The following is a 12,299-nucleotide window of genomic DNA, read 5'->3' as shown; positions in this document are numbered from 1 at the left end:
TTAACCGTTTTCCAGAGCGTTTGGCCAAGTTGATGAGGATGGCTTAAAAATCGAGTAACATCATCATGGCTAAGCTGGTCATCCATCAGGCGGGCCATGTTGGTAGCTGAAGTTTGGCCGAATGAACTGAGCAGATAGTCTGTATATAAATCAAGGTTCGTTTGCATTACCAAAGATAATTTGTCCACTTAACCACTTTGCGTAACTTCAGTTACAGGTTTTGTAATAAAATCATCCATTCCTGCTGTCAGGCATTTTTCACGCTCGCCTTTTACGGTTCCCGCCGTCAGGGCTATAATAGGAACCTGACTATTATATTCTCTTATGCGCCGGGTGGCCTCGTAGCCGTTCATAACGGGCATCTGAATATCCATCAATATTAAATCGGGCTGTTGCGTTTGGTAGGCTTCTACGGCTTCCTGCCCGTTTATAGCTTCAATAACAAGCGCATTGGGAATGATCCGGGCGAGTATGGTTTTTGTGAGTAGTTGATTTATTTTATTGTCCTCCACCAATAGTATTCTGACCGGGTTGGTATTAATGAAAACCTGTTGGGCCAGAACTTCTGGATGCGGCAGATCAGTGTGTTGATGCAAACGGGATAAGGCATGGTATAACTCCGTCATTTTAACAGGCTTTACCAAATGCTGTTTTATGGCAAAGGTTTCACTGGCCTTGCTAATCTGGTCATCGTCCGACGAGCTGTGCAGGAGAATAATATCCAGCTTATCGTTTTTAAAGTTGGTCCGAATCTTTTCAATCGTTTCTAAACCGTCCATATAGGGCATATGGAAGTCCATAAGAATGACATCATAAACTTTTTTCTTACCCAGCAACTGGAGGGCTTCAAAGCCGTTGCTCGCTTCCTCAACCTCAATCTGTTTCAACGAAAACATTTGCCTTAAAATAATGCGGTTGTTTTCGTTGTCGTCTACAATAAGCACTTTCTTGATAAAGCTAATGTCGCGCCAACTGATGGCATCGCCCAACTCGACTTTAAGCGTCACGTCAAAGAAAAAGCAACTGCCTTCGCCCAGTTTACTCACTAACTCAAGCCGGCTACCCATTAAACCCAGTAGCTTGTTCGATATCGTCAGTCCTAACCCCGTACCACCGTATTTTTTAGTCGTTGAAGCATCTTCCTGAGAAAAAGCCTCAAAAATACGCTCCTGCATTTCAGCTTTGATACCAATACCCGTATCCCTTACTTCAAACCGGAGCGTGACAAAATCCTGGTCGAGCGGACTCTGCATTTTGATTTTTAATTCAATCTCTCCCTGTTCAGTGAATTTAACGGCATTACCCAGCAGGTTAACGAGTATCTGCTTTAAACGCACTGGGTCAACATAAACGAAACGGGGGAGATCGGCCTGCAGATTGAGGAGCATTTCAATACCCTTGTTCTGCGCTTGATACGTAATAATATCAGCAGTTTGACTACTAATTTCGTGGATGTCAACTTTTTCAACAGCCAACTCCAGTTTACCTGCTTCAATTTTAGAAAAGTCCAATATATCGTTGATCGTACTCAGTAGGATATTGGCTGACTGATCGACAATGGATAAATACTGACTCTGTGTTTCCGTCAACGACGTTTTCAATAGTAAGTCAGTGAAGCCGATTACGCCGTTTAGCGGAGTTCGAATTTCATGACTCATATTCGCCAGAAATTCGGATTTGGCAATGTTCGCCTGCTCCGCCTGTAATTTGGCCTTTTTCAATTCGTCGCGTTGCAGACAGGTTTCCGTAATATCCTGCGCAAACATTATCACGCCACCAATCAATTTATCAAACTGATACCAGGGGCGCACTTCCCAGCATAAATACTGGTCATGATCCCAGCCCGCCGGTCGTCTGATTTCTTCGTCTTTCTTCACGATATCCCCCTGAATACACGTTTCGAAGACTGCTTTCATGTCGTCGGATAAATCAGGAAAAACGTTATAGTGGGATAAGCCGATGATCGTTTCCGTTAGTTGATACACCTCCATCCAACGTCTGCTGACGGCCAGGTAAGTCATTGACCGGTCGAACATAGCCACGGCGGCCGGCGCGTTTTCAACGAAGGCGGCAAGCCGTAATTTTTCGTTAGTGAGGGCCTGCTCCGCTTTTTTCCGTTCGTCGATGTCTTTAATAATTCCGTATAAGCGTTTACAGGTGTCTCCCTCAAATTCGGATATACCTACCACCCGGACCCATAATTCCCGGCCTTTTTGCGTTATGATAGGTAATTCCAGATCATAGTCGGCCTCTATATTACTCACCCGATTAAACTCGCTGACAAGCCGTTCCCGGTTTTCACCTTTGAAGAAGGTAATGGCCTCGTCGAAGTTTGGTATGTAATCATCCGGCACTTCATGAATCTGCCTGGTAACCGCAGACCAGTACACCGTATTCTTTTTGATGTCCACTTCCCACGTTCCAATACGAGCCACCGTATTCGAGTGTTCCAGCATTTGCTTGGTCCATTTCAAATCAACTTCCAGTTGATGCCGTCTGGTAATGTCAATCGCGTTGCCAATGATATAAGCAGTACCGTCTAACTCTTTCTCCAGAATGTTTGTAAACAGCCAGATTTGCAGGGACCCATCTTTATGGAATGTATGCATCAGGCCAGTGGCTCTGCCCATTTCGCAAATGGCCTTCAAATACGCATCGAATTCCTTGTGGTGCTTTAACGGAATAATGTTTTTCAATGAATGCCCCGTGAGTTCGTCGGCCCGGTAGCCCAGGGCCTGCGCCCCGGCGCTGTTCACGGTCAGTAGGGTTCCTTCCAGATCGTGAATACACATGAGCCCCTGAGAGTTCTCAAAAAAAGAGCGAAAGCGATTCTCAGACTGGTAGAGTTTACGTTCTTTTTGTTTTTCTTCGGTAACGTCCCGGGCTATGGTAAATATGAAACCAGTAGCTGGCTCGAGGGTAGCAATCCATTGAAAGTCCCGGTAAAGTCCATCCTGACATTGAATCCGCTGGGTGAACGTATTCGTCGATTTCCCGCCAAAAAGTTGCCGAATTTTCCTCCTGACTACTTTACGGTCATCAGGATGAACTAACTCGTATAAAGAAGTACGTGCCAGGTACGGTTCGTCCCAGCCTAAGACTCGCTGAAAGGCGGGATTTATTTTTTTGAATTTCCCATCAATGTCTGCTACGAAAAGTAAATCATTAGACAGGGTAAAGAGGTTTTGGAAGTAGATGAGTTCCTGTTTCTGGCGGTGTTCAACAATGAGTGCTGTAACCATTGCCCCCAATATCTGTAACGCCTTTTGCTGGCTGGAAGTGAGTTTCCGGGGGGTACTGTCCATCACGCAAAGGGTACCAAGTGCATAGCCATTCGGGTCAGTTAGGGGACAGCCAGCATAAAACCGAATCTGTGGCTCCAGGGTAACAAACGGATTCTCCCTGAAACGTTCGTCCTGCATTGTATCCTCTACTTCAAAAAGATCCTTTTCCAGAATGGTATACTGGCAGAAAGTAATATTTCGTGGGGCCTCTTCTACGTCAATACCCACTTTTGACTTGAGCCAGGACCGATTCTCATCGATCAGGGATACCGACGAAATGGGCGTTTGACAAATAGTGGCGGCTAATTGCGTTAACCAATTGAAGGATTCCTCTGATTGAGTATCCAGGATCTGATAGCTACGTAAGGCTTCTACTCGCTCCTGCTCGTAAGACGGTGTAAGCATAAAATCTATAAAATAATTTAAGCTAATGGGTAGTTATTGTCGTGTACAGGATAGTTGCATTCGTACTAAATCAACCGGAAGATTAAACTATAAACTTGACAGATTGTAGTATACAGCCCCCAAAGCAGGTTGTTAGACGATGTGTGGTTAACCTGGTACTTATTTAATGAGCAGAGACTATTGGCCTGGTTATCAGATTGGCCTGTTTCACCACCAGTTTAGTATGTATTCAGCGGTAGTTACCACAAAATTCCAGTGTACCGACCGCTCGTTTCGTTCACGAATGACTAACCCAATCGGGGGAGCCGACTCTTCCAGGGTGCCAGTCCGGCAATTCAGGTCTTGCCGGGCTGAAGCGAAAAGCTCAAAGGCTCCGGCCATCCGACGGAAAAACGGCAAGGTTCCCGCGCGTAGCTGCGTTTGCAGGCAGGTTCTTTGCCTCTGGTCACCAGCTGTTTCAAGACGATCTGTGGCTAACAAAACGAAGGGTATAGCGCTATGGCACACAATGTGATGCCAGCCACTTTTCATATAATCTATAGTTTAGTTGAGCAAGGGTCCTACCAGAAAAAAGGGCGGATATGGAGTAGATTAACTACGCCTGGTTGAATAACTATTGAGTAGCAAGTAAAGAAAACGTGTCGCTCAGGCAATGAACAAATTGCCGTTAGAGCACCCTGGTGAGTCGTTCATTGTAGAGAGAAAGTGCCTTTTCTTTTGGTCGGTAGCAGTCGTGTTCTAATTCCCTTTGCGCTGCATAACGTCGGTCCCCTGATGAGGCAGCAAATGCTTCAAAAAGAATTTCGGTAACAAGCCAATCGAGGGGATAAGACTTTTTGGTCGATTTAGCGATGTGAACCAGTGTGTTATAGATCTCACGGGCTCGAACTTCGCTGGGGGTAGATGACCATAAACTTATATAAGCATCACAAATGTCCGCTACCTGACCATGAGTTGCCCCCAACGAGTAAACTAATGGTTTACGAATCGAAGAGTGAACATAATCAAGTGTTTCTTCAAAAGGTACAGCCGACTTACGCTTCGAGCGGCTAAACAACTTTAGTCCCATGTGCCAAAAATTATGTCTGAAAAAGTAACCCGTTATTGACGAGTTAAGAATTAGAACAATTTTAGTGCCATGTACCAAAAAATTACATCTGAAAAAGTAACTCATCATTTACGAGATGATTAAGCTAAAATTTATGAAGTACCTGATCGCGGCCTGATTACTCAGTCTTATCTTTTTGCCAGTATTTAGCTGACTTCATAGCTGGTCTTTGCGTTTGGTTGCTCAACTGCCTCGCCGTGTGGAGTGTGGATGAATTTTTTACCCGCTTTTCTGTAGTTGATCAATGAACGAATCATACTCAAAACCAGCAAAGGGAATATAAATACGTCTCGAATGGATAGCTTACGCCATAAATAAAGTGGTATCGACAGGGATAAACTAATGGTCAAAACCGCCAACATACCAACAGAGAATGATAATATGGCATGGTTAGCCGTTACCACCTGCGTTACTATCATCAGCAATAACGCTACCAACAGAAGCGTACGGGGTAACAACAGCGACTTAACCAGGGCATTAAAGGCCTGGATGTTTCCAAGAAACAACTCCCTAACGCCCATCTGAAAATAAGTCCGTATGAAGTAGACCTGAGCGGCTATCCAGCGCATTCGCTGTTTTTCAAAAACGGAAAGATTTTGCACTTTCTCATCAAAAATAAATGCTTTATGCAAATAGCCTATTTTGATTCCCCTGCTGAGCAATAACATTTCAATTTCTTTATCATATCCGCCAACCGTCTTGGTCTGATTCATAGCCCACTTCATCGCCGGCAGCTCAAAGCCCATGCCGGAGCCAATCAGCGTCGCTGATAAACCCAGAACCCGTTGGCCGGCCCGGAATATATTGTTATTAACCTCTTCGTTCATAGCGTCGAAGATGGCCACACTTGTATTGGTATTTTTGGCCACCCTATGTCCCTGGATGGCCCGCCAGCCATCCGTGAAGGCCTGATTGATGCGGAGTAAAAAATCAGGTGCCATATGATTGTCAGCGTCGGAAATGACAACAATATCATACGAGTTCTCCGGCAGGGAGTTCAGCGCATGGGTAATGGACTTTTGTACGGTTGACTCGGCAAACTGAACCGTCATTATTTTGACGGGGTACTGCGCTAACTGATCTAGCGTTTCGGGTTGAAACGAGTCCGCAATAACAATTAAGTCATAAAACTCCCGAGGATAGGTCTGCTGCAGATTAGCAACAACGGAGTTTAAAATAACGCCATCTTCTTTATAAGCAGGAATCAGTACAGCAATACGCCGTAGGATGCCGTTTGTAACCGGTGAATCGTCCGGTTTTTTAAAACGACCTGCTATCGCTGACACAAATAGATATAAAACATTGAAAGACAGGTAAATAGTGACAATAAATAGAAGCAGATCGTCCATAGCTTGATTAATTGTTGGCTACTGTAATTGGTTAAAAGATAGTTAGCAAATAGGGTTTAAATTTACTTATTTACCTGTAAATAAACTTATCGTTTACAAAAATACTCAAAAATCTACTTGACTTGTAGATATTTACTAAGAGGTTTACTATGTTGATAGTTAGTTAATTCTATATTTAATAAATATGTGGTTTAATTTAGCTATATAGCAAAAAATTGTTACGATTTTTGTCATTAAGTAAAAAACACAACCCATAATTCATGAAAAATAATTTATTGATCTATTATCTGTTAATCCTGTTAACTGGAGAAACAGTCGTTCTGGCTAAGCCTGTTAAGGGTATTAACCTCCTGAGTGGGTCTTCCATGACGAATCCACCTACCAGCCATACCCGTCACAATACGACAGTCTTGCTTCCCGGTCACATTGAAGCAGAAGCTTACTCAGCCATGCAGGGCATCCAACTTGAGCCCACCGCCGATCAGGACGGGGGCCAGAACATCACCAGCATCGATGACGGCGACTGGATGGACTACAACGTTAATGTAGCTTCCGACGGGATCTACACCTTCCACTTCCGGGTAGCTAACGGCTGGGGTGACGGGGCAAATTTCGAACTGCGCCGGGCCGACGGCTCTACCCTGAAAACCATCGAGGTGCCCCGCACCGGTGGCCTGCAAAGCTGGCAGACGCTGGCCGCCACCGTTCGTCTGACGGCGGGCGAGCAGACCCTGCGCCTGTTTGTGGTTAAGGGCAACTGGAACTTCAACTGGCTGGAGGCTGCACCGGGCCGCAGCCTGCCGGGNAAGCTGGAAGCCGAGAGCTTCGACGTGGCCAGCGACGTGCGGTTCGAGCCGACCTCGGATGAGGGCGGGGGGCAGAACGTGAACTATATCGACGATGGGGACTGGATGGACTACAACGTCAACGTGGCGACGGCCGGGCCTTACACCTTCGCGTTTCGGGTGGCCAACAGTTATGGCAACGGTGTCATTTACGTGAAGGCGGAGGATGGCAGCACGCTGGCCAGCGTGAGCATACCCCGGACGGGGGGCTGGCAAAACTGGACGACCATCCGCACCACGGCTACTCTGCCAGCGGGTAGTCAGGTGTTGCGTATCTATACCAACCCCGGAACCTGGAACTTTAACTGGTTTGAGGTGACCCAGGGCGGAGCAGTGCAGAGTCCGGCGACTATTACGTTTGCGGCACTTCCCGACAAAACAGCTGGAGAGGCAGATTTTACGCTGGTGGCTACCAGCACGAATGCCGATACGCCAATCACGTTTGCGTCGTCCAATCCTTCGGTCGTTACGGTATCCAATGTAAACGGTGTCTGGAAAGCATCACCAGTTGGGGCTGGAACGTCGGTTATCACCGCATCGCAGACGGCTTCGGCCGCTTTTCTGGCAGCCACGGATGTAACGCAAACCCAGACAGTGACGGCTCTGGCGGCAGTAGCAATGGGTCAGAAAATACAGATTGACCCGAAGCGCTGGTACCAGCTCAATAACGTAAGCAATGGACTGGAAGGACTATTCGATGGTATTACAGACGTAAATGTTGAAACGGGCTGGGGAAAAGTACTTCCTAATTACGATGCTTATTACCCACTGCTGGATGGCGAATCGATGACCCTGCAAGGGATTAAATTGTACGATTTCACCGGTAATTATACCGATAACCCCATGACGTTGTCAATCATCAACGACCAATGGCAACGTATTCAGATTGCTACGTTTACGGGCGATCAGTATGCCACCTGGGTGGGCCCTTATCCGAACCGCAATACATCAGGTGACACTAAGTTTTTGTTAGACCAGGCAATCAGCAATGCCCGTTACCTGGTTATCAATACCTACGGAGCATTCCCAACCGAGATGGAGTTATACGGCTCCTACACACCATCTACACAAACCCTGACGCCCACTCCGGCCAAATCGATAAAACTGGGCGACATGCTGGGTGTAAATGCCTACGAGTGGAATTTTGAGGATGGTGACTCACCCTGGCAGATCAATGAGTCGAAAATGAACGTCGTCAAAAGCTTTTCGGGAATCCGGCACTACATGGACTGGAATAAGCTGGAAGCCAATGAAGGCGATTATTCCTACAACCCAACCCTGAGCGGTGGCTGGAACTACGACGCTATTTACGAACGCTGCCAGGCAGAAAACATCGACGTGCTGGCTTGCTTGAAAACACTCCCGGACTGGATGGTTAATACCTACCCCGATGGCGAGCGCGATGGCGAAAACGTACCCATGCGCTACGGCAAAGATGCTTCTGATCCTACTTCTTATCTTGAACAGGCAAAAGCGGGCTTTCAGTACGCAGCCCGGTACGGCAGCAACCCCAATGTAAACCCGGCCCTGCTGCATGTCAACTCAACGCCCCGCTGGACCGGCGACACACCTAATTCCGTAAAAATTGGCCTGGGACTGATCAAATATATCGAGTGCGACAACGAACGGGATAAGTGGTGGAAGGGTAGAAAAGCGTACCAGACCGCCCGCGAATACGCAGCCAATCTATCGGCGTTCTACGATGGACATAAAAACGCGATGGGAGCAGATGCGGGCGTAAAAAACGCTGATCCAACCATAAAAGTCGTGATTGGCGGCCTGGCCTCGGCTTCCAGCGGTTCGGACTACGTGAAAGGAATGATTGACTGGTGTAAGCAGTATCGGGGGTATAAGCCAGATGGCACCGTTAACTTGTGTTGGGACATCATCAACTACCACATGTATTCGGACAATTCGTCTTCGTCGCAAAGTGGCAGTTCAACACGGGGGGCGGCTCCTGAAGTGACAATTGTCGATAAAATTGCCAAAGATTTTCGAAAGACGGCCCACCTGCAATCGTATGACATGCCCGTCTGGATTACCGAAGCGGGGTATGATGTCAATCAGGGAAGCCCGCTTCATGCTCCGCCAATCGGGACTAAATCGGCGCTCGATACCCAGGCCGACTGGATTCTCCGAACGGCCCTGGTCTATGCACGGGAGGGTATCGAAAAACTGTTCTTCTATCAACTCTACGATGATAATGGAACGGGCGGTATGTTCGGCACCTCAGGTCTGGCCAATGGCGGCAGTAACACCCGCCGACCCGCAGCCGACTTCATGTATCAGACCAAAAAACTGTTTGGCGAATACCGGTACAAAGAAACCCTCAGCCGCGATCCATTCGTCGACCGCTACGAGAAAGACGGGAAATCAGCGTACATGCTGGTCGTCCCTGACGAAGTAGGTCGCACGGCAACCTATACCCTGGATTTAGGAAACGTTGCCCAGGCACAGATCTATACGCCGGTGGCCGGTAGCAATGATATGAGTTTGACGATGGTAAATACCGACCAGGGTAAAGTACAACTAACCGTGGGAGAAACGCCGATTTTTGTGATGGCAGGCAACGCAGCGCCCAACAGCCGGCTGGCAGCGGTTACGTCAACGGAAGATAAACCGTTGAGTGAAGCCATTCATATCTATCCAAATCCGACTGTTGGCTTCGTAAACATCGATATCGAACGGGTAAGCAACGCACCCCTGAAGATTTCGGTTTATGATGCCAGTTCGGGACGATTGAAAAAGACGTTTACCGTCAGGAAAACGAGCAGTTCATTCTCCTCAACGCTGGATTTGTCGCAACTGGCCGTTGGAACGTACATCTTCGAGATTCGACAGGATGGGGAACGTGTTCAACAAAAGATTCTGAAAACCGAGTAATAGACCCGGTATAATAGTCTCTGTGTCAGAACTAAAAACTCCCTGATGGAAACGTTGCCCGCAAGTAGGCAACGTTTCCATCAGGGAGTTTTTGGGCTATACGTGCCCTGCCGTTTCAGGAGTTAAAGCCGCATGAAGTGAATATCATAATTGACTTTCACATGGCGGTAGACGTACCGGACCAGGGCAATAACGAAGTTCTTACTGAATGTCCAGGATTTACGACTGATCATACTGGGCTCCTCCTGACTGTTTTTCTGATGAAATAACTCTTTGTAGTTCGTATAAAACAAGCCCCTCCCCTTCTTTTGAATGAACGAGACACTCATTCGGTACTCGGTCTGGTCGGGATGCACCCCCTCCGCATAACGACCGAATTTGTCGAAAAACGAGCTCCGCCGGAGGTGTGGATGATCGCTGTAGGCGTACAGTTTTTTATAATTGATGGCCCATGTCGGAATAAAAAATTCCGAGAAAGATGCATCGTACGGTTTCAAATACGGAAACCGTATGTACGCGTAAAAACGGACGATATCGAATGCAGGTTTTTCTTTCAGGTGATTCAGGGCTGCAACCAGCTTATCCGGAAACAAGGACGTTGGCTCAAAATCTTCCTGAACGTATAGCGTATAAGGTGACCGGACAGCATCCTGCCCTTTATTCAGGTTATTGCCCAGTCCTTTGTTGGCTGGCGTGGTAACCAACTGAAAATTATAGTTTTTCTGCAACTGCGCCAGTTGAAGACGATGCGTGTCTTTACTGCCGTCATCTGATACGACGATCGACCCAAACTGACAGTTTAATCGCTGAAACGTTTGCAATAAATTTTCCAACGACTGGCTACGGTTATAGTGGGTAACCAGGAGTGTGACATCTGGAAAGGAATAGGTCTGCGTCATAGCAAATAGATATAGGCTTTTAACGAACGAGGGTAAGGTGACCACTACGGGTGAAATAGCGTTCCTGATGAAGAATAGTCAGGAGACTGTACTGGATCGTCCAGGCATAGACACCGTTATTGCAGGGGTAATTAGCATACGTACCGTCCCAATACATGTCGGGCTGGCGACTGCTGAAAATCAAACTCCCCCACCGATCAAATACCTGAAAATGATAGGTTATAAACTCGCCCGCATGTCGAATAACAAACAAGTCGTTTTCCGAATCACCATTGGGCGTAAAGGCATCGGGCAGGTAAACGTTTTCAATGTAACAGTTCTGGGTCTGTACCTGAATCGTATCGCGGTATGTGCAGCCATCCAGCCTGGCTTCCAGCCAGTAGTCGCCTGATGCGTTTATCCTGAGTGGGTTAGCCGTGCTCTGGTCAGACCAAACAAAGGTTATGCCAACCGGTAGCGATTCCGGCACCTTTAGCAATAGCGTCGTTCCCTCGCATAGCACCTGATCAGGACCCAAACCAAAGTACACATCCGGTTTCCCATCCACTACCAGGGTATTTGACACGGCGGAACACTGGTTTCGACCAATAGCTGCTTCGTTGATTGGCTGCGTATTACGAAGTCGGTAATAGGTACGCCCTACCGGAACCGGATTAATGGTATACGTAGTTTGCCCAAAACCAGGAACGGGTATCCAGGTAATGGTGTCCTGACTTTGTTGCCACAGGTAAGCCGGGTCCGGATACCCGATAGAAGTGCCAATGCCCATGTTGAGCGCGGTACTGGCACAAACGGTCGTTTGGGATCCCGTTGCCTGCAAAAAGCGAATACTCAAGGTCGGATGGAGCGGCAGAAAGCTAATATCGTCAATGGCTAAGTCGTTTCCGCAACCACCCAGCCCCTGATTGATTAGTTTCACTACGATGCTGTCGACGCTGGTCTTGATCACAAACTGCATGGATAGCTGAACCCATACAGGCGTTGAGGTCCGGGAAATAGCTGGCTGAACTACTTCTTCAATCAGTGTGCCGTCGGTCTGTTCAATACGCATAACCAGAATCGGGTTCCGTAGGTTATAGTCGTCGCAACTCCCCCCTTGCAGCACATTGTTCAGGTTTAGTGCCCAAAGCGAAAATTCATACGTAATTCCCGGGCATAATCCTTTAACGACCTGACTATAAAATTCACTCGGCCTATACGACGCATTGACTACGAACATATTACCCCGCACATCATTCGGCGTATGATCGGCTGCGATATGATGCCAGGCCGAACCATGACAACTGCCCGACACCGTATCCATCATATTATATTCTCCATCATCCGGACAGGCAACGGCTCGGTACGTAAAATTTGTTTGCCCCGACGGTAGCGGGCCGCGGGAGCCCGCACCAAACGTTTCACAAATAACCGCTCCCGGACGGCACTGAGACTGTCCCATCACACTACCCGTTCGTAAGGTCACGAATAGAATGATCCAGGCCAGAAGCAACGACGGCTCAGACATAGTCAACATACGCAGGTTT

At 47.5% G+C, this 12,299-nt stretch carries 7 protein-coding genes; 1 reads left to right on the top strand and 6 read right to left on the bottom strand.

Going from position 1 to position 12,299, the window contains the following annotated elements:
- Positions 1-188: 188 nt before the first annotated feature.
- The 4 genes from B157_RS0129415 to B157_RS36215 all read right to left on the bottom strand — a co-directional run bounded on the left by B157_RS0129415 (position 189) and on the right by B157_RS36215 (position 6,146).
- Positions 189-3,689, bottom strand: a complete 3,501-nt coding sequence (locus B157_RS0129415) for a PAS domain S-box protein (RefSeq protein ID WP_020606895.1) — start codon at positions 3,687-3,689, stop codon at positions 189-191.
- A gap of 207 nt (positions 3,690-3,896) precedes the next feature.
- On the bottom strand, positions 3,897-4,220 hold the full coding sequence (locus B157_RS0129410) for a hypothetical protein (RefSeq protein ID WP_026309051.1): 324 nt from the start codon (positions 4,218-4,220) through the stop codon (positions 3,897-3,899).
- Positions 4,221-4,356: 136 nt separating this feature from the next.
- A complete protein-coding gene (locus B157_RS0129405; protein WP_157618624.1) occupies positions 4,357-4,758 on the bottom strand; it encodes a hypothetical protein in 402 nt (133 codons plus the stop codon).
- 185 nt (positions 4,759-4,943) lie between these two features.
- Positions 4,944-6,146, bottom strand: coding sequence for a glycosyltransferase family 2 protein (locus B157_RS36215; protein WP_020606893.1), 1,203 nt, complete (start codon positions 6,144-6,146; stop codon positions 4,944-4,946).
- Positions 6,147-6,406: 260 nt separating this feature from the next.
- Here B157_RS36215 and B157_RS0129395 point away from each other — a divergent pair, with 260 nt between their 5' ends.
- Positions 6,407-9,874, top strand: coding sequence for a carbohydrate-binding protein (locus tag B157_RS0129395; RefSeq protein ID WP_020606892.1), 3,468 nt, complete (start codon positions 6,407-6,409; stop codon positions 9,872-9,874).
- A gap of 122 nt (positions 9,875-9,996) precedes the next feature.
- Here the strand turns inward: B157_RS0129395 and B157_RS0129390 are convergent, their stop codons facing one another.
- Together B157_RS0129390 and B157_RS0129385 are read right to left on the bottom strand one after the other, a co-directional pair.
- Positions 9,997-10,773, bottom strand: a complete 777-nt coding sequence (locus B157_RS0129390; protein WP_020606891.1) for a glycosyltransferase family 2 protein — start codon at positions 10,771-10,773, stop codon at positions 9,997-9,999.
- Positions 10,774-10,792: 19 nt separating this feature from the next.
- Positions 10,793-12,289 (bottom strand): T9SS type B sorting domain-containing protein, encoded by a 1,497-nt coding sequence (locus B157_RS0129385; RefSeq protein WP_245565329.1) that lies wholly within the window; start codon positions 12,287-12,289, stop codon positions 10,793-10,795.
- Between the last annotated feature and the right edge of the window lie 10 nt (positions 12,290-12,299).

The sequence above is a fragment of the Spirosoma spitsbergense DSM 19989 genome (assembly GCF_000374085.1).
GTDB lineage: Bacteria > Bacteroidota > Bacteroidia > Cytophagales > Spirosomataceae > Spirosoma > Spirosoma spitsbergense.
The sequence above is the reverse complement of the archived record's forward strand: the minus strand, read 5'-3'. Positions and strand labels throughout refer to the sequence as shown.

What these genes read in the sequence shown, in the direction of transcription:
- B157_RS0129415 (WP_020606895.1), bottom strand. Translation starts at nt 3,689, where the DNA reads ATGCTTACACCGTCTTACGAGCAGGAGCGAGTAGAAGCCTTACGTAGC.
- B157_RS0129410 (WP_026309051.1), bottom strand. Translation starts at nt 4,220, where the DNA reads ATGAAAAGTGGCTGGCATCACATTGTGTGCCATAGCGCTATACCCTTC.
- B157_RS0129405 (WP_157618624.1), bottom strand. Translation starts at nt 4,758, where the DNA reads ATGGGACTAAAGTTGTTTAGCCGCTCGAAGCGTAAGTCGGCTGTACCT.
- B157_RS36215 (WP_020606893.1), bottom strand. Translation starts at nt 6,146, where the DNA reads ATGGACGATCTGCTTCTATTTATTGTCACTATTTACCTGTCTTTCAAT.
- B157_RS0129390 (WP_020606891.1), bottom strand. Translation starts at nt 10,773, where the DNA reads ATGACGCAGACCTATTCCTTTCCAGATGTCACACTCCTGGTTACCCAC.
- B157_RS0129385 (WP_245565329.1), bottom strand. Translation starts at nt 12,289, where the DNA reads ATGTTGACTATGTCTGAGCCGTCGTTGCTTCTGGCCTGGATCATTCTA.